Origin of the sequence: Rhizobium sp. BK379, assembly GCF_014193955.1 — a bacterium.
Taxonomy (GTDB): Bacteria; Pseudomonadota; Alphaproteobacteria; order Rhizobiales; family Rhizobiaceae; genus Rhizobium.
Genome location: NZ_JACIAD010000005.1, coordinates 309,592 through 328,602, shown reverse-complemented (window position 1 = coordinate 328,602; position 19,011 = coordinate 309,592). Strand labels below are relative to the sequence as shown.

Annotated in this window: 10 protein-coding genes; 8 read left to right on the top strand and 2 right to left on the bottom strand. The window is 59.1% G+C overall.

The features are described from left to right. The first annotated feature begins 10 nt into the window (after window positions 1-10). The gene (locus FHT93_RS23260; RefSeq protein WP_112544859.1) at window positions 11-199 is read left to right on the top strand and encodes a hypothetical protein; all 189 of its coding nucleotides are present in this window, start codon (window positions 11-13) and stop codon (window positions 197-199) included. Window positions 200-331: 132 nt separating this feature from the next. Continuing rightward, window positions 332-496 carry a hypothetical protein gene (locus tag FHT93_RS23255; RefSeq protein ID WP_167669464.1) on the top strand — a complete coding sequence of 55 codons (165 nt, stop codon included), beginning with the start codon at window positions 332-334 and terminating at the stop codon, window positions 494-496. 78 nt (window positions 497-574) lie between these two features. Here FHT93_RS23255 and FHT93_RS23250 read toward each other — a convergent pair whose 3' ends face one another. Beyond that, the gene (locus FHT93_RS23250) at window positions 575-835 is read right to left on the bottom strand and encodes a hypothetical protein (protein WP_162710093.1); all 261 of its coding nucleotides are present in this window, start codon (window positions 833-835) and stop codon (window positions 575-577) included. Window positions 836-1,052: 217 nt separating this feature from the next. Between FHT93_RS23250 and FHT93_RS23245 the strand changes: the two genes are divergently transcribed. The 4 genes from FHT93_RS23245 (at window position 1,053) to FHT93_RS23230 (ending at window position 12,331) form a co-directional block, all read left to right on the top strand. Next, the gene (locus FHT93_RS23245) at window positions 1,053-9,590 is read left to right on the top strand and encodes a glucoamylase family protein (RefSeq protein ID WP_183849638.1); all 8,538 of its coding nucleotides are present in this window, start codon (window positions 1,053-1,055) and stop codon (window positions 9,588-9,590) included. A gap of 81 nt (window positions 9,591-9,671) precedes the next feature. Then, window positions 9,672-10,901: an OpgC domain-containing protein gene (gene opgC, locus FHT93_RS23240; RefSeq protein ID WP_113013364.1), complete on the top strand. Its 1,230-nt coding sequence runs from the start codon at window positions 9,672-9,674 to the stop codon at window positions 10,899-10,901. 233 nt (window positions 10,902-11,134) lie between these two features. Further along, window positions 11,135-11,905 carry a hydratase gene (locus FHT93_RS23235; RefSeq protein ID WP_113204290.1) on the top strand — a complete coding sequence of 257 codons (771 nt, stop codon included), beginning with the start codon at window positions 11,135-11,137 and terminating at the stop codon, window positions 11,903-11,905. A 186-nt stretch (window positions 11,906-12,091) separates the two neighbouring features. Continuing rightward, window positions 12,092-12,331, top strand: a complete 240-nt coding sequence (locus FHT93_RS23230; protein WP_112544855.1) for a hypothetical protein — start codon at window positions 12,092-12,094, stop codon at window positions 12,329-12,331. Between the two features lie 134 nt (window positions 12,332-12,465). Here FHT93_RS23230 and FHT93_RS23225 read toward each other — a convergent pair whose 3' ends face one another. Further along, window positions 12,466-14,229, bottom strand: a complete 1,764-nt coding sequence (locus FHT93_RS23225) for a glucan ABC transporter ATP-binding protein/ permease (RefSeq protein ID WP_112544854.1) — start codon at window positions 14,227-14,229, stop codon at window positions 12,466-12,468. 317 nt (window positions 14,230-14,546) lie between these two features. Between FHT93_RS23225 and FHT93_RS23220 the strand changes: the two genes are divergently transcribed. After that, a complete protein-coding gene (locus tag FHT93_RS23220) occupies window positions 14,547-15,287 on the top strand; it encodes a LuxR family transcriptional regulator (protein WP_112544853.1) in 741 nt (246 codons plus the stop codon). Between the two features lie 119 nt (window positions 15,288-15,406). Further along, window positions 15,407-18,871 (top strand): pyruvate carboxylase, encoded by a 3,465-nt coding sequence (pyc, locus tag FHT93_RS23215; protein WP_183849635.1) that lies wholly within the window; start codon window positions 15,407-15,409, stop codon window positions 18,869-18,871. Window positions 18,872-19,011: the final 140 nt, after the last annotated feature.

The following is a 19,011-nucleotide window of genomic DNA, read 5'->3' as shown; positions in this document are numbered from 1 at the left end:
AGGTTGAGGCATGTTCTTTCTCGGTGGGATGACCATGGGTTACCTCGATCCTCCGGTTAAGGCCGAGCGGAGGGATACCTCCTCCGTGACCATCCCGGCGGAAAAGGATCGCCGGTTGATCGAAACATCCCCCAATGCACCCCAGAGCGATGGCGCCGTTGAGCGCTCCTGGATCTGGGCATGGCGCACGCTCTGCTGAGTTGACGCCTGGGTGGATTTTCTCTTCCGTCTGCTCTGGACGGAATTTTATCTCTACCTACCTTATAGGGAATATAAGAATATAAATGCGAGCCAGCAATTCGGCCGCAAAACAAACAGACGGAGGCGACACATGGCAAATCTGGGTATTTCGCATACTCACGTGAACCAGTACGGATCCGTACCGGCGAAGAAGCCGGTCACCACGCGGCACAGAATCCAGACCGCGATCCATGCAACACTTTTCACGGCGGCTTTCCTTTTCGTCGTCGCCATGGTTTGCGGCGTCGTCGGCTGATGCCGGCACGTCCTCGAGCGCCACTCTGATGGTGCTCGTCTGATCGAGCATATGTCCGTCCGGAACAATTAGGATGCATCAGCATTCTCCTGACACCTCGGTGTTCATAGGAGAATGGTCATGAAAGGCATCCTGCTGTGGTTGCTCGGTATACCGATCCCCATCATCATCCTTCTTTACCTGTTCCACGCAGTCTAGCCCATTGCCGAAAGTAGGCGTGGGGCGCGGATCGCGCCGGGAACGCCGCGCAGGCGCATGGATATGTCCATGCGCCTTTTTCATGCCGACGGCGGAAAGCGCGAGATGGTCATTGCCTTGAATTATTTCGATCGTGTCCAAGTTTCCCCAGTGGCTTCGCAGGGGCGTCGGATAGCCATGACCATCCGCAAAGTCATGCCATGGAGCCGGACGATTTATCGCCGAAAAGTGTGCGAACCGTCTGATGATCCTGCTTTTGCCGGCCGTCGAAGATGACTGACCCGTTCATGCGACAGTCATCGCAAGCAGTGCAGACCTAGCCAAAATCGCAGAGTTGTTTGGATCCAGAACCGAACCCATGAACATTTCCAGCCCGTCTCCAAGCCTGTCGCGCGAGTCCGACAAGAAGCAGATCGACCAAGGCGACTCGATCCGCTCGACCTATCTGTCCAACGAAGACATCAGGGTGCTGGGCGAAGATGTAGCCCGCAATGCCGTCAGCGCGCTGCCTGCCTTCGCACCTTTCAACTTCTTCGCGCGCAACAGGGAGAACGAGAAGGAAATCCTGCGCGTCTACCGCACGACCGCAACCGATGTCGAAGCCGGAGAGACGATTACGCCGGCGGCCGAATGGCTGCTCGACAACCATTATATCATCGAAGAGGCCATTCACGAGGTCCGCCGCGATTTCCCGCGCCGTTTCTATCGCGAACTGCCGTTGATGAAGGTCGGCGGTGTCGGGATTCCGCGCACGCTTGTCCTCGCCTGGCTCTATGTCGCCCATACCCACAGCACCGTCTCAGAGGAAAGCCTGACGGCGCTGGTCGAAGGCTTCCAGCAGCATGAGACGCTGAAGATCGGCGAGCTTTGGGCGTTGCCGACGCTTGTGCGCTTCGTGCTCGTCGAAAATCTCCGGCGTATTTCGAGCCGCGTCGAGCGTAGCCGTCGCCTGCGCCGCCGTGCCAATGAGGCCGCGGACGAGCTGGTGCGCCTTGCCGACACGGCAAAGGCCGCTGCCTATCTGAAGACGCTCGAAGAATTTGCCGAGGACAATACGTTTTCGACGCAGTTTCTCTATCGCATGCGTGATGGCTCGCGGACTTCGAGCCTCGCCCTTTCCTGGCTCGATGAGCGGCTCGAGAAACTTGGTCGTGACAGCGAAGAAACGCTGATGGCGGAACACAGCCGGCTTTCTTCCGGCAATGTCATGATGGGTAACATCATCCGCAGTCTGCGGGAGATAAACGATGCGGACTGGTCCGTCTGGGTCGAGCAGGTCAGTCATGTCGACAGGCTGCTCTGGGATCATTCGGACTATGGCGATCTCGATTCCGGCTCGCGCAATACCTATCGCAAACAGATCGAGAAGCTTGCCATGCACTCGCCGCTGAGCGAAGTGGAAATCGCCAAGCTTGCCGTGGACATGGTCGCGGAATCGAGACTTTCCGATGAGCGACCACTGCAGCAGCCAAATGTCGGCGAGTTCATAGCAGGCACTCAACGCCTGAAGCTCGAGGCGTGCGCAAACTATCGTCCAACGCTGTCGCAACGTCTCGCCCGCTCGGTGCGAAAGTTCAACTGGACGGCTATCGCCGTTCCGATCGTGCTCGTCACCATCGCCGCCATGACCGTCATTGGAAGCTTCATGGTCAGTGCCGGCATGGGGCCGATTGAAATCGCCTTGCTGCTGATCCTCTTCTCGCTGCCCGCTTCCGATGGAGCGAGCGGCCTGTTCAATACCGTGCTCTCTTTCTTCGTCACGCCGGCGCGGCTTGTCGGCTATGAATTCAAGCAGGGCATTCCCGAGGATGCACGCACGCTCCTCGTCGTGCCGTGCTTGATTTCCAATCGCGATAGTGTCGACGAGATGGTACGCAATCTCGAGGTCCACTATTTCGCCAATCCGCGCGGTGAGATCTATTTTGCGCTGCTGAGCGACTGGCCGGATAGCGAGGTTGAGGAAACTTCAGCCGATCTCGAAGTGCTGGAATATGCGCGCCGGGAAGTCGCCAATCTCTCGGCCCGTTATGCCCATGACGGCAAGACGCGCTTTTATCTGCTGCACCGCCGCCGCCTCTATAATCCCTCCGAAGGCGTATGGATGGGCTGGGAGCGCAAGCGCGGCAAGCTGCACGAGCTGAACCTGCTATTGCGTGGTGATCGCGATACGACCTATCTGCCGGGCGCCAACACCGTGCCGGCCGATGTCGAATATGTCATGACGCTCGATGCCGATACGCGCCTGATGCGTGACAGCGTCACCAAACTCGTCGGCAAGCTCCACCACCCGATCAATCGCCCTGTCATCGACCCGGAAAGCGGACGCGTCGAAAGCGGCTATGGCATCCTGCAGCCGCGCGTGACGCCGTCACTGACGACAGGCAAGGATGCGTCGGTCTTTCAACGCATCTTTTCGATCAATCGCGGCCTCGATCCCTATGTCTTTACGGTTTCGGATGTGTATCAGGATCTTGTCGGCGAAGGCACGTTCACCGGAAAAGGCCTCTATCACGTCGATGCCTTCGAGGGTTCACTGAAGGGGCGGATCGAAGAGAATTCGGTGCTCAGCCATGATCTTCTCGAAGGTTCGATGGCGCGTTGCGCGCTCGTCACAGATCTCGAACTCGTCGAGGACTTTCCCATACGCTACGAAGTCGAGACCTCGCGCCAGCACCGTTGGGCGCGGGGCGATTGGCAGCTCCTGCCCTACCTTTTCAATCCGAAATACGGCGTCACCGCGCTTGGGCGCTGGAAAATGTTCGACAATCTGCGTCGGTCGCTGACACCGATCGCCTGGTTTCTTGCATCGGTGCTCGGCTGGTATCTGATGGAGCCTTTCGGGGCATTGATCTGGCAGATCCTTTTGATCTTCTGCCTGTTTGTGGCCCCGACCCTGTCGCTCATCAGCGGCATCATGCCGCGCAGCAGCGATACAGTCGCCAGCGCCCATCTTTATACTGTCTGGTCGGATATCGCTGCCGCCAACGCTCAAGTGGCTTTGCGCATCATCTTCATCGCCGACACCGTCTGCATGACGGTGGATGCGATCGGCCGATCACTCTACCGCCTCTTCGTCAGCCGCAAGCTACTCTTGCAATGGCGTACCGCTGCCAGTGTCGGGGCCGGGAAGCAGGGCACCATCCTCTCCTATTACAGAGCGATTTGGCACGCTCCGGTTCTGGCGATTTTGTCGGTCGCCCTCGCCGCCTTGTCCGGCAGTGACTCTTTCCTTGTCGGCATTCCCTTCGCGCTGCTCTGGATCTGTTCGCCGGCTGTCGCCTGGTATGTGAGCCAGTCGGCCGAGACGGAAGACCGGCTTGACGTGCCGGATGCGGTTTCCAGCGAGTTGCGCAAGATCGCGCGCCGCACGTGGCGCTACTTCGAGACTTTCACGACGGCGGAGCAGAACTATCTGCCGCCCGACAACGTTCAGGAAACGCCCCACGTCATCGTCGCGACGCGCACTTCGCCCACAAATATCGGCGTTTATCTGCTGTCCGTCATTTCGGGACGCCATTTCGGATGGTTCTCCTTCCATGAGGCGATCGAGCGCTTGGAGCAGACCATCTCCACGGTCGACCGCATGGAGAAGTTCCGTGGCCATCTTTTCAACTGGTATCACACCGATACGCTTGAGGCGCTTGCACCGCGTTATGTCTCTGCAGTCGACAGCGGCAATCTCGCCGGTCACCTGATTGCCATTTCCTCAGCCTGCCGCGATTGGGCGGAAGCACCTTCGGCGCATGTCCAGGGCAATCTCGACGGTGTGGGTGACACCGTCGGCATTCTCGGTGAAGTGCTGGCCGACCTGCCTGATGATCGCAAGACCGTGCGGCCGTTGCGTCGCCGTCTGGAAGAGCGCATAGCCGGCTTCCAGAATGCGCTTGCCACCGTCAAACGCGAGCATGAATTTGCCTCCATCCGTGTGATCAATCTTACGGTCCTGGCGCGCGACATTCAGAACCTCGCCGGCAACCTGCATCACGAAGTGAAGTCGAAGCAGACGGAAGAAGTCACGGCCTGGGCGGTGTCGCTGGTCAAGGTCTGTGAGGCACATATCGCCGACAGTACCTTCGACCTTTCCAATATCGATGCATTGCGGCCCCGCCTTGTAGCGCTCCGCGACAAGGCTCGCGATCTCGCCTTTTCGATGGATTTCGGCTTTCTGTTTCGTCCGGAGCGTCGCCTTCTGTCGATCGGTTACCGCGTGGAAAGCGGCGAGCTCGACGCGGCATGCTATGATCTCCTGGCTTCGGAATGCCGTCTTACCTCGCTCTTCGGTATCGCCAAGGGTGATCTGCCGACGGAGCATTGGTACAAGCTCGGCCGCCAGGTCGTACCGGTTGGTGCTCGTGGCGCGCTGGTCTCCTGGTCCGGCTCGATGTTCGAATATCTGATGCCGCCACTCGTCATGCAGGAGCGCGGTGGAGGCATCCTCAACCAGACCAATAATCTCGTCGTTGTCGAACAGATGAACCATGCCCGCAAGCTCGGCACACCGTGGGGCATCTCGGAAGCGGCCTTTAATGCCCGCGACCGTAACCTCAACTATCAGTACACGAACTTCGGCGTGCCGACGCTTGGCCTGAAGCGCGGTCTCGGCCACAATGCCGTCATCGCACCCTATGCTTCGCTGCTCGCCAGCCAGTACTATCCGGAAGCATCGCTCGAAAACCTGCAAAGGCTTCGCAAGCTTGGCGCTCTCGGCAAGTTCGGCTTTCACGACGCCGTCGACTTCACGCCGACCCGCGTACCCGAGGGCAAGAAGTGTGCGGTCGTCTACAATTACTATGCCCACCACCACGGCATGTCGATCGCGGCTGTCGCCAACGTTGCCTTAAACGGCCACCTGCGTGAACTCTTCCACTCTGATCCGGTCATCGAAGCGGCTGAACTGCTGCTGCAGGAAAAAGCACCGCGCGACATTCCGGTCATGAGCGGCAAGGATGAATCCAATACGCCTGCCAGCATCCAGGACGATCTGATGCGCCCCGTCATCCGCAAAGTCGACGATCCGGCTTCGCGCGAACGAGAGCTCGTTTTCCTGTCGAACGGTCATTATTCCCTGATGCTGACGGCAACAGGTGCGGGTTACGCCCGTTGGAACGGTCTATCCGTTTCTCGTTGGAAGCCAGATCCGACCGAAGACCGCTGGGGCAATTTCATTTTCCTGCGCGATACGGCGACCAATGAATGGTGGTCGGCGACAGCGGAGCCGAAGAGCGTGGAGGGTGAAACGGTCAGAGTGGAATTTGCTGACGAGAAGGCCGTGTTCACAAAGGTTCTTGGCGAGCTCCTGAGTGAGGTCGAATGTATCGTTGCCACCGAGCATGATGCGGAGGCCCGCCGCCTGACATTGTTCAACATGGGTGCCGAAGATCGCTTCATCGAAGTAACCTCCTATCTGGAGCCGGTCATCACGTCCGACGAGACGGACAACGCGCATCCGGCTTTCGCTCGCATGTTCGTCAGAACGGAGATCGATAAGCGCGGTGATGTCATCCGCGCCGAGCGAAACAAGCGTGATCCGAATGAACCGAACATGAGTATCGCGCATCTTATCGTCGACAACGCCGGCGACACGCGTCACACTGAATTCGAAACCGAGCGGCGGGCGTTCATCGGTCGTGGCCGCAGCCTTTCGAATGCCGCTGCCTTTGATCCGGGTGTCCGCCTTTCCGGCACCGACGGTTTCACGCTGGATCCCGTCCTGTCGTTGCGCCGGACAGTGCGCGTGCCGGCCGGCAAGAAGATCAGCGTGATCTTCTGGACGATTGCAGCACCTGATCGTGCCGAGGTGGACAAGGCCGTCGAACGCTACCGCCACCCGGATGCCTTCAATCATGAGCTCATCCAGGCCTGGACGCGCACACAGGTGCAGATGCGCCATGTCGGTGTCAGCTCGCAGCAAGCGGTAGCATTCCAGCATCTCGGCCGTCATCTCGTCTATCCCGACATGCAGCTTCGCGGCGACTACGGCGCCGTCAGTGCGGGCATGCAGTCGCAGTCGGCGCTTTGGCCGCTGGCGATTTCGGGCGATTTCCCGATCTTCACGCTGCGCATCGATGACGACATGGATCTTGAAATCGCCCGCGAAGCGCTGCTGGCGCAGGAATATTTGCGTTCGCGCGGGGTGGCCGCCGATCTTGTCATCATGAATGAGCGCGCCTCGTCCTATGCGCAGGATATGCAGCACGCTCTCGACGCCATGTGCGAAAACGTGCGGCGCCTCGGACAGGCCGACGGGTTGCGTCAGCATATTTTTGCGGTCCGCAAGGACTTGATGGAAGACAGTACCTATGAGGCGCTGATCGCCGCCTCACGCGTGACGCTACATGCAAAGAACGGCAAAGTGGTCGACCAGATCAACCGTGCCCGCGTCCTGTCTGTGCCCCTTAAGGAAATGCCGGAGATCGCGGAAAAAGCCGAGCGTGCCCTAACGCCGGTCAAGCGCATACCGCCACTGCCGGCTCCGTCCATCAAGACCGTTGCCATCGAGGAGGAGGGCGATCTCGACTTCTGGAACGGTATCGGCGGCTTTGCCCGCGACAGCAATGAATATGTCGTGCGCCTGCCGGGTGGACAGGCAACGCCGCAGCCTTGGATCAATGTCATCTCGAACGAGCGGTTCGGCTTCCATGTCTCGACGGAAGGTGCCGGTTTCACCTGGAGCGTCAATTCGCGCGATTACCAACTCACTCCCTGGTCGAATGACGCAGTCATCAACCGTCCCGGCGAGGCGCTCTACCTAACGGATCTCGAAAGTGGCGCGGTTATGACGCCATTTGCGGGCCTTTCCCGTCGTAACGATATTCGTTTCGAAGCGCGTCATGGTCTCGGTTATTCCACCTTCTCCACCACGCAGCACGAGATCGCGCTCGAGGTGACGCAGACCGTAGATCGCGAAAAGCCGGTGAAGCTGCAGCGCCTGCGCCTGCGCAACGCCGGTTCTGTAAGCCGCAAGCTCAGGCTCTACGCCTATGTCGAATGGATCCTTGGGAATAATCCGCAGAAGACCGCTTCTTTCATCCTGTCGAAACTTGACGAGGAGACAGGGGCGCTGTTTGCGACGAACCCCTACAGCATCGACTATTCGGGTCGCACCGCTTTCTTCGCCGCAAGCGAGACGATTTCGAGTTTCTCGGCAAGCCGTCGCGAGTTTATAGGCAGAAGCGGGAGGATTGAGGCGCCTGTTGCCGTGACGACAGCTACTGCTCTTTCCGGCTCGGTAGGCCTCGACGGCGATCCGGCGGCGATCCTCGCGATCGATATCGAACTCGGTGCCGGTGAGGAGCGCAACATCACTTTCTTCCTGGGCGATGCGTCCACCGAAGAGGATGCTCGCACCCTGCTTACCAATATCAGAGAGTCCTCGTTCGATGAGGCGGTGAAGGCAAACCGGGATTTCTGGCAGGAATTCACCGGCAAGCTGCAGATCTCGACGCCGGATCAGGGTATGAACAAGCTCATCAACATCTGGCTGCCCTATCAGAGCCTCGGCTGCCGCATCATGGCTCGCACGGCCTTCTACCAGGCAAGCGGGGCCTTCGGCTTTCGTGACCAACTGCAGGATACGCTGGCCTTCGTGCTGCAGGAGCCTGAGCTTGCACGAAGACAGATTATCAATGCGGCCTCGCGACAGTTCCGCGAGGGCGACGTGCAGCACTGGTGGCTGCCGGGGACTGGAGCTGGCGTACGCACCACTATCTCCGATGATGTCGTTTGGCTCGCCTATGCGATTGATCATTATTGCAGCGTCAGCGGCGACAAGAGCGTGCTCGACGAACAACTCGCCTTCCTCGAAGGTCCGGCGCTGCTGGAAGGCCAACATGACTCCTTCTTCAAACCGGAAGTATCCGAGGATACGGCAAGCATCTATGAGCATGCGGCACTGGGGCTCGATCTTGCCATTGCACGCAAGGGGACGAATGGCCTGCCGCTCTTCCTCGGCGGCGACTGGAACGATGGGATGAACCGTGTCGGCATAGACGGCAAGGGTACGAGTGTCTGGCTCGGTTGGCTGCTTGCCGGCACGCTGCGCTCCTTCATTCCTTATGCCGAGGAGCGGGGCGACAAACCCCGTGTCGAGCGTTGGAACGCGCATCTCGTCGACCTCAAAAAAGCGCTCGAAACCGTTGCCTGGGACGGCGACTATTATCGTCGCGGCACTTTCGACGACGGTACGCCGCTCGGCTCGAAGGAGAGCCTGGAATGCCAGATCGATTCGATTGCACAATCCTGGAGCGTGCTCTCAGGTGAAAGTGATCCAGGGCGGGCCGCCAAGGCGATGGATGCGGTACTCGACCGGCTGGTTGACGAAGATGCCCGGATCATCCGCCTTTTCACACCGCCTTTTGAAAGATCGCTGAAGGATCCAGGCTATATCAAGGCCTATCCGCCCGGCGTTCGCGAAAATGGTGGCCAGTATACGCATGCCGCGACCTGGGTGGTCATGGCGCTGGCGGAATTGAAGCGGGGCGACGATGCCTTGCGCTGTTTCCAGATCCTCAACCCGATCACCCATTCGCTGAATAAGGCGGCCGCCGAACGCTATCGCGTCGAGCCATATGTCGTGGCGGCCGATGTCTATGGACATGCCCCCTATGTCGGGCGGGGCGGCTGGACCTGGTACACCGGCTCGGCCGGATGGCTGTACCGCGCGGCTGTGGAAGGTATCCTCGGTATCCGGCTAAAGGGTGGACAACTTTTTGTGAACCCGTCGCTCCCTTCCAATTGGGACGGGTTTGCGGCAGAGATCGAACGCGACGGAAGCAAATACCGCATTTCGGTCTCAAAAGCGTCCAATGCTGGCGGCTACAGTGTGTCGATAGACGGCAGCGAAGTCGCCAATCCCCAGGAGGGATATCCGGTCGGGCAACAGCAATCTCCAAGCTGATTTTCCGGCGATTCGTGCGGCCAAACGGGGAACCCTTTTGGCCGGCGTAGCGTTTGCAAAACGGATAACAGGAGAGACACCATGGCAGGTATGCCGACCAAAGCCATTGGCGCCCAACGAACTTCCATGTCAGTAGCGGCGTCCAAGCGTGATACGAGGCTCGACGTCATTCGTGGTCTTGCACTCATAACGATCTTCATCAATCACGTTCCGGGGCAAATTTTCGAATATATTACGACCAAGAATTTTGGTTTTTCAGATGCCGCCGAAGCCTTCGTGCTGATCTCGGGCATCGCAGTCGGCCTTGCCTATGGTTCGCGCTTCAAGGCGGGTAAGCGCCTGGAGGTGGCGATCAAGGCGGCAAAGCGTGCCTTCACACTTTATCTTGCCCATATGATCACCACTTTCGTGACGCTCGCGCTCTTCATCTGCGGCGCCTGGCTGTTTCACCGACCGGGCCTGTTGGTCGAGATCAACATTCTGGCGGTGCTCATGAACCTGAAGGAGGGCATTCCAGCGCTGCTCCTGCTCGGCCATCAGATCGGCTACAACAATATCCTGCCGATGTACGGTGCGCTTATGCTGATGGTGCCGCTGATCCTGCTTCTGAACGAGAAAAGCACGTTGCTGGCGCTTGCCGTTTCCGGAACGGTCTGGCTTCTTGCAGGTATCTATCAGATCGCGCCGCAGAACATGCTGTTCGAGGGAGACTGGTTCCTCAATCCTTTCTCCTGGCAGTTCCTTTTCACGATCGGCATCGTCTCGATGATGCATATAAAGCGCGGCGGCACGCTTCCCCACCATCCGCTGCTTTTCGCGTTGTCGTTGGGCTATGTCGTGCTCTCCTTCATCTGGGTGACGGCACGTCTCTGGGATCTCGGCAACTATCTGGCCGCGCTTGGCCTGCCTGCAGTGCTGACCGGTTTCGACAAGACATTTCTGTCGTTGCCACGTCTTCTGCACATACTGGCGCTGGCCTATCTGGTGATCAACATTCCAGCGGTGTCACAGGCTTTCCGTCGCCCGGCCGATCACCCCCTGACAATCCTCGGCCGCCACTCGCTGAACATCTTTGTCGCCGGCACCATCCTTGCAATGGTCGGCCAAGTGCTGCTCTACATCACCAATCGCGACCAGATCATCGGCCCGATCTTCGTGCTTGCCGGCATCGCAGCGCAGTTCGCCTATGCCTATTATCTTGAATATAAGCGCGAACAGGAAAAGGCCCGGCCACTCGCCGGCGGCGCCATCCCGGTGCCGGTCCGCGTCAACCGCACGGTGGATACTTACGGCCACAACAAACGGAAATAGGCAAGGCTTCCTGGGGTCTGAGTAAGCCGGCAGTCGAGAGGCTGCCGGTTCGATGCAGACGGCCATGGGCCTGCCGCGAGACGCGTGCAAGGCTACGATAGAAACCGTGACGACGATCCCTCGGCGATCACTATGAGATTTTGATTTTTTCGCTGTTCATCAGGAATGGAACGGCTACGAGCCTCGATCCATCTTTGCTCCCAAAGGCAATGCCAATGATAGGGAGCACGACGATGTACTTCGAACTCAAGGACGCCACCGCCGACATTCTCGCCAAGAGCCGTTGGCGCAACGAACTCTGCGACCTTCCGCTTGACCTGATCTCCTCCGAACGTGAAGCTTACGACATTCAGGCGATTGCGCAGGATGCGCTGGGCTTTGAGCGCAAGGGCTATGCGCTTGTCGGCACCAGCGAGGAATCGCGCCGCGTCCTCGGCCTTGAGAGGCCGATCTACTCCGAGATTCCCGCTTCCGCTCTGCTTGCCGCTACCAAGGAATTCCGGCTTCCGACCGGCACAATCGGTGTCCAGTGCGAACTGGTTTTCAAGATGTTGCGGGCCTATCCGGAGGCCGGAGAACCGATCAATCTCGATACTGCTGCCGACGCCGTGCTCGACTGCCGGCCGGCCATCGGCATCCTCGGGCGGCGGACGCGGCGTGTCTTCGTGGGAGACAACGCCGCGATCGCCGATTTCGGTCTGCATGTCGCGACCATCTGTGGTGATCATACCGGAACGTTGTCGCCCGCTGACCTTGCTGCCATCGAGATTACGACTTTCCTATTCAAGCAGACGGTCTTTGCCGGGACAGCAGCTTCAGTCATGGGCAATCCGCTCAATGCGATTGCCTGGCTGGCAGATAGGCTCTCTGCAAACGGCAGGCAGCTTCAAGCCAACGATATTGTCGCCACGGGATCGTGCACCGCCATTCTCCAGGTCTGGCCCGGTCAGCATCTGGCCGCCGATTTCGGGCGACTTGGACAGGTCGAATGCATCTTCGGGTGACATTCACTTCAAACTGAAAGGACAGATCATGAGGCCGCAGCGAAAGCCGTTCGTTGTCGAGATCAAGAAGACGAAACAGTTTGTCCGCAAGCCCGCGTCGACTGAGACTGGACGGGTAGATGTCGTGCTGCACGCGGGAACCAAGACGACCGCGAGCACGATCATCCGGGGCGGGGGGCGGTCCTGATGGTCAGCCGTAATGTCCCACACGAATATTTCCTGATAGACGCGGCCAAGACTGACGGCCCTGTGGTCGGCCATCTTCGCGGCAAACCGATTTCCGCTCTGGTTATAGACAGGAACGGCAGCCGCTACCGCTTCGTTGGCGTCGCTGCGAGAGACGGCCGCGGCAGACTGGATGTCCTGTCTCTCAAGCAGGGTGAATGGATCGTCGCGCCCGATCTTGTCTATGAAGAGGCAGCCTAGGTCAGCTCGGTACTGCGATCGACGTCGCAAATGACGAGTGGGCCTGACGTCAGTGTCTCACGTGGAATTCCAACCAACAAAAAAGCCGGAAGAGCGATGCCCTTCCGGCTTTTTGTCATTCGCTTGCGAGCCGATCAGGCTGCTTCCGTCGCATGAGCCTTGCGGACTTCGTCGTCCGTCAGGATGCCACTGGCGCGGAGCAGAGCAGCGAAGCGGCCGTTCGAATGGCTGAGCTCATCGAAGCTGCCGTGCTCGACGATGCGGCCATTGTCGAGGAACAGCACCATATCCGCTTCGCGGACCGTCGAGAGACGGTGAGCGATGATGAAGGTGGTGCGGTTCTGGCGCAGGTTGTCGATTGCCGCCTTGACGCGCGCTTCCGTCTCGACGTCGAGGGCGGAAGTCGCCTCGTCCAGCACCAGGATCGGCGCATCCTTGAGGATGGCGCGGGCAATCGCAATACGCTGGCGCTCACCACCGGAGAGCTTGTTGCCGCGCTCGCCGACATGGGTTTCGTACTGCTCGTCACGGTTCTCGATGAAGTCGGCAGCGGCAGCGGCTTCTGCGGCACGGCGCATATCCTCTTCCGAAGCGTTCTCGCGGCCGAGGCGGATGTTGTCGCTGATCGAGCGGTTCAGCAGGCCTGCATCCTGGAAGACGGTAGCGATATAGCGGCGCAGCGACTTGCGCGTGACCTTGCTGATATCATGGCCGTCGACGAGGATCTGGCCGCCCTGCGGGTCGTAGACGCGCTGGAGCAGGTTGACGAGCGTCGTCTTGCCGGCGCCGGTCGGGCCGACGATCGCAACCGTCTGGCCGGCCTTCACCTTGAAGGAGACGTTGTGCAGGCCCTGCGAGCTGTTGGCGAAGCCGAAGGAAACGTCGTTGAATTCGACATCGCCCTTGACGTCCTTGATCTCGCCGTTGCCAGCCGGTTCCTCGCGTTCACGAACGGAATCTTCCAGATTGTAGAAGTCTTCCAGCTTCGAACGGGCTTCGAAGATCTGCGTGGCGAACTGACGCATCAGGTCAAGGCGAGCGATCAGCAGATTGGCAAAGCCGATGAAGGCAATGACGTCGCCGACGCGCAGTTCGCCGTTCTGAACAAGCACGGTGCCAATGACGAGCACGATCATCATGGCGATCGTGGAGGCCATGCGGTTCAGCGCGCTCGCAAGCGCCCACCAGTCGAGCACCGGATACTGCGCCTGCAGCAGGCGGTCGGCAAAGGACTTCAATGCACGCGTTTCAGCATCGATGCGGTTATAGCTATGCAGCACCGATACGTTACTGATGGAATCGCTGACGTGGCCGAAGACGGTGTGATAGTGGTTTTCGACCGAAGCCTGGCCGTCCTTGGTGCGGCTCATGACCACGCGGCCGATGATCCAATAGGCGATACCGAGTACGATCAGGACTGCGGAGAGACGCAGATCCATCGACATTGCAGTCGGGATAAGCAGGCCAAGCGCAATGACCGTCGAAAGATGGTTGCGCATGAATTCCAGCCACAGGCCGAACAGGGTTTCACAAGCGCGCAGCAGCGTATGCAGCGCGTTGGATGTGCCCCGCTGGTGGTGCCAGGAAAGCGGCATGGAGATGATGCGACCGAAAGCCTCCGTCAGAAGCGTTGCGCGGCGGCCATGGGCCAGCCTGTCGGCTTCGCGCGCCACGAGAACGAAAGCTATGGTGTTGAAGACGGCAAATGCCGCCCACATCATCAGGATCGGCTTGACTTCACCCTTGCCGGAAATCGCGTCGATGATACGACCGAACAGGATCGGCTCGGCGATGGTGATGGCCGCCAATACGATATTCGCGATAACGACGAGGGATACGCGGAGCTTGTAGGCGCCAAGATAGCGCAGAGCCCTTGCATAGACCTTGAATAACGACACGTCGGGACCTCTTTTGCATCTGCGAAAAACGGGATGGTGCGATGCTACAGAAATCTACCTGAACCGACGATTAACAGGATATTCAGGTTTGGGGTCCGGCTTCGAAATTCGCCTTCTGGCGCAGTCGCCAGTGCGATAACTGGCCATAGTTTCGAAATTGTTGCTTAGGCTTAGATCGTAACAATTTGCGCTTGCATTACCTGGAGCGTCTAGCGCACCATCCAGTTTGTGAACTGTAATTTTTTGTAAAGACCGTTCAGTGGCGGGTTATCAAGGCCTGCTCCGGCGGCCTCATTGGTCCGGGCAAGGGGCATTTTGTGCAAATTCATTCTTTAATTCAATTGCTTGTCACTCTAGAGGAACATTCCGACAGCGAACGTGCTGTCGATGAACTCGACAAGGTGATCCGCGCGAGCGGATTCGATTTCTATGGGCTGCTTCGCCATCCCAAGCAGGGAGACAACCCATGGAGTGTGACTATGGCCAGTCGATGGCCGGACAGGTGGTCACACGTTTATGCGGTAAAAAAATATGTGCTCGTCGATCCGACCGTACGGTATCTTGCTCGCGCGCAACGGCCCTTCCGCTGGCGTGACAGCATGGCTGCCTTTCGTGATGATCCGCATCAGCGCCGCATGGAGCAGATGATGGTCGACGCCTTCGGCCATGGTCTGGAAGACGGCTATGTGTTCCCGATCTACGGACGAAACGGCATCCTCGGCAGCCTCAGTCTCGCTGGCAAGCCCGTGGAGTTCTCACCAGCGGAAATCTCCCTTTTCGAGGCGATTGCCCGCAAGGCCTTCTGGCGGCTGCTCGATCTGCAGGGAGAGGCTGCAGCACTGGAAACGGTGCCGATAACCGATACGCAGCTGACCCGGCGCGAAATGGAAATCCTCCATTATCTCGCCGAAGGCATGACCTCGATGGAAATCAGCAAACATCTGAAGATCTCCAACCATACAGTCGACTGGTACATGAACGGCCTCCAGGATAAGCTCAGGGCCAAGAACCGGCAGCAGGCCGTGGCACTTGCTTTCCGGTATGGTCTGATTACCTGAGATCTAGAGAAATTCTATTTCCTCGAGATGAGGGAAATTGAACTTTCTGTAACAGCACGTTAAGAATTCTCTTCGCGGGTGCAGCATTGCCCGTTTTTTCGTGCTTTGAGGAGAGTACATTGCCCATATCGAAGATCCTTGTCGCCAACCGTTCCGAAATCGCCATCCGCGTCTTCCGCGCGGCCAATGAGCTCGGAATAAAAACGGTCGCGATATGGGCTGAGGAAGACAAGCTGGCGCTGCACCGTTTCAAGGCCGACGAGAGCTATCAAGTCGGCCGCGGTCCGCATCTTTCCCGCGATCTCGGACCGATCGAAAGCTACCTTTCGATCGACGAAGTGATCCGTGTTGCCAAGCTTTCCGGCGCTGATGCCATTCATCCCGGCTACGGCCTGCTTTCGGAAAGCCCCGAATTCGTCGATGCCTGCAACGCTGCGGGCATTACCTTCATCGGCCCGAGGGCCGATACGATGCGTCAACTCGGCAATAAGGTGGCGGCACGCAACCTTGCCATTTCCGTCGGCGTTCCCGTTGTTCCGGCGACCGAGCCGCTGCCGGACGACATGGCGGAAGTTGCCAAGATGGCCGGTGTGATCGGCTATCCCGTGATGCTGAAGGCATCCTGGGGCGGCGGTGGCCGTGGCATGCGCGTCATCCGCTCCGAAGCCGATCTGGCCCGTGAGGTAACGGAAGCCAAGCGCGAGGCGATGGCCGCATTCGGCAAGGATGAGGTCTATCTCGAAAAGCTCGTCGAGCGCGCTCGTCACGTCGAGAGCCAGATCCTCGGCGACACACATAACAATGTCGTGCATCTCTTCGAGCGCGACTGCTCCATCCAGCGCCGCAACCAGAAAGTCGTCGAACGCGCCCCCGCCCCGTATCTTTCGGAAGCGCAGCGTCAGGAGCTTGCTGCTTATTCATTGAAGATCGCGCAGGCGACCAACTACGTCGGCGCCGGCACCGTCGAATACCTGATGGACGCCGATACCGGCAAATTCTACTTCATCGAGGTCAATCCGCGCATCCAGGTCGAGCACACAGTCACCGAAGTCGTCACCGGCATCGATATCGTCAAGGCGCAGATTCATATCCTCGACGGCTTTGCGATCGGCACTGAGGAATCCGGCGTGCCGAAGCAGGCGGATATCCGGCTCAACGGCCACGCACTGCAGTGCCGTATCACGACGGAAGACCCGGAGCACAATTTCATCCCGGATTACGGCCGCATCACCGCCTATCGCTCGGCATCGGGCTTCGGTATCCGTCTTGATGGCGGCACCTCCTATACGGGCGCGATCATCACCCGTTACTACGATCCGCTGCTGGTGAAGGTGACGGCCTGGGCGCCGAATCCGCTGGAAGCCATTTCGCGCATGGACCGCGCACTGCGTGAATTCCGTATCCGTGGCGTTGCTACCAACCTGACCTTTCTCGAAGCGATCATTACGCATCCGAAGTTCAGGGATAACAGCTATACGACCCGCTTTATCGACTCGACGCCCGAACTTTTCCAGCAGGTCAAGCGTCAGGACCGCGCCACCAAGCTTCTGACCTATCTCGCCGATGTCACCGTCAACGGCCACCCGGAAGCAAAGGACCGCCCGCGCCCGTCGGAGGACGCTGCCAATCCGATCGTGCCCTATATTGATGGCGGCAAGATCCCCGATGGCACGAAGCAGCTTCTTGACCAGCTCGGCCCGAAGAAATTCGGCGAGTGGATGCGCGAGCAAAAGCAGGTGCTGCTGACGGATACGACAATGCGCGACGGCCACCAGTCGCTGCTCGCCACCCGCATGCGCACCTATGACATTGCCAAGATTGCCGGCACCTATGCGCATGCGCTGCCGAACTTGCTGTCGCTGGAATGCTGGGGTGGCGCCACCTTCGACGTCTCGATGCGTTTCCTAACCGAGGATCCGTGGGAGCGCCTGGGGCTGATCCGCGAGGCGGCACCGAACCTGCTCCTGCAGATGCTGCTGCGTGGCGCAAACGGCGTCGGCTACAAGAACTATCCCGACAATGTCGTCAAATATTTCGTCCGTCAGGCCGCCAAGGGCGGCATCGATCTCTTCCGCGTCTTCGACTGCCTGAACTGGGTGGAGAACATGCGCGTGTCGATGGATGCGGTGGCCGAGGAGAACAAGCTCTGCGAGGCAGCGATCTGCTATACGGGCGATATTCTCAATTCGGCCCGCCCGAAGTATGACCTGAAATATTATACGGACCTTGCCGTCGAGCTCGAAAAGGCCGGTGCACATATCATCGCACTGAAGGACATGGCAGGTCTCCTCAAGCCGGCCGCGGCCAAGGTACTGTTCAAGGCGCTGCGCGAAGCGACCAGCCTGCCGATCCATTTCCACACGCATGATACGTCGGGCATTGCCGCGGCCACTGTTCTGGCAGCCGTGGATGCCGGCGTCGATGCTGTCGATGCGGCGATGGATGCGCTGTCAGGCAATACCTCGCAGCCCTGCCTCGGCTCTATCGTCGAAGCGCTGCGCGGTTCCGAGCGGGATCCGGGCCTCGATCCGGAGTGGATCCGCCGCATCTCCTTCTACTGGGAAGCAGTTCGCAACCAGTATGCAGCCTTCGAGAGCGATCTGAAGGGGCCGGCTTCGGAAGTCTATCTGCACGAAATGCCGGGCGGTCAGTTCACCAACCTCAAGGAACAGGCTCGTTCGCTGGGGCTCGAAACCCGCTGGCACCAGGTCGCCCAGGCCTATGCCGATGCCAACCAGATGTTCGGCGATATCGTCAAGGTAACGCCATCCTCCAAGGTCGTTGGCGATATGGCGCTGATGATGGTGAGCCAGGACCTGACGGTCGCCGATGTGGTCAGCGCCGAGAAGGAAGTTTCCTTCCCGGAATCGGTCGTCTCCATGCTGAAGGGCGATCTCGGCCAGCCGCCGTCAGGATGGCCGGAAGCGCTGCAGAAGAAGGCTCTGAAGGGTGAACAGCCCTATACGGTGCGCCCCGGATCGCTGCTTTATGATGCCGATCTCGATGCGGAGCGCAAGACTATCGAGACCAAGCTGGAGCGTGAGGTCAGCGACTTCGAGTTCGCCTCCTATCTCATGTATCCGAAGGTGTTCACCGATTTCGCGCTGGCTTCGGACACTTATGGCCCCGTGTCGGTTCTGCCGACGCCTGCCTACTTCTACGGTCTCGCCGATGGCGAAGAGTTGTTTGCCGATATCGAGAAGGGCAAGACGCTCGTCATCGTCAATCAGGCAATGAGCGGCACCGACAGCCAGGGCATGGTCACCGTCTTCTTCGAGCTCAATGGCCAGCCGCGCCGCATCAAGGTGCCGGATCGGGCCCATGGTGCTTCGGGCGCTGCTGCCCGCCGCAAGGCGGAGCCGGGCAATGCTACCCATGTGGGTGCGCCGATGCCAGGCGTCATATCACGGGCCTTCGTTGTACCAGGCCAGGTCGTCAGTGCCGGTGACGTACTCGTCTCCATCGAGGCGATGAAGATGGAAACGGCATTGCATGCGGAGAAGGACGGGACCGTTTCGGAAGTCCTCGTCAAGGCCGGCGACCAGATCGATGCCAAGGATCTGCTCGTCGTCTACGCGGGATGAGCTCGGAACGGGCGGCCGTTTCCGCGATCACCCGAATGTGTGCGATCGGCCGATCAAAAAGCTGATTTTTCGATAAGTTAGCAGCCTTCTCGCCTTGTCGGGCGGGGAGGCTTTCTCATAGAGTTCGGCTCCCCTCACCG

Bases quoted from the DNA above. Each gene is read 5' to 3' on its own strand.
- FHT93_RS23260 (WP_112544859.1), top strand. From the start codon at position 11: ATGTTCTTTCTCGGTGGGATGACCATGGGTTACCTCGATCCTCCGGTT.
- FHT93_RS23255 (WP_167669464.1), top strand. From the start codon at position 332: ATGGCAAATCTGGGTATTTCGCATACTCACGTGAACCAGTACGGATCC.
- FHT93_RS23245 (WP_183849638.1), top strand. From the start codon at position 1,053: ATGAACATTTCCAGCCCGTCTCCAAGCCTGTCGCGCGAGTCCGACAAG.
- opgC (WP_113013364.1), top strand. From the start codon at position 9,672: ATGGCAGGTATGCCGACCAAAGCCATTGGCGCCCAACGAACTTCCATG.
- FHT93_RS23235 (WP_113204290.1), top strand. From the start codon at position 11,135: ATGTACTTCGAACTCAAGGACGCCACCGCCGACATTCTCGCCAAGAGC.
- FHT93_RS23230 (WP_112544855.1), top strand. From the start codon at position 12,092: ATGGTCAGCCGTAATGTCCCACACGAATATTTCCTGATAGACGCGGCC.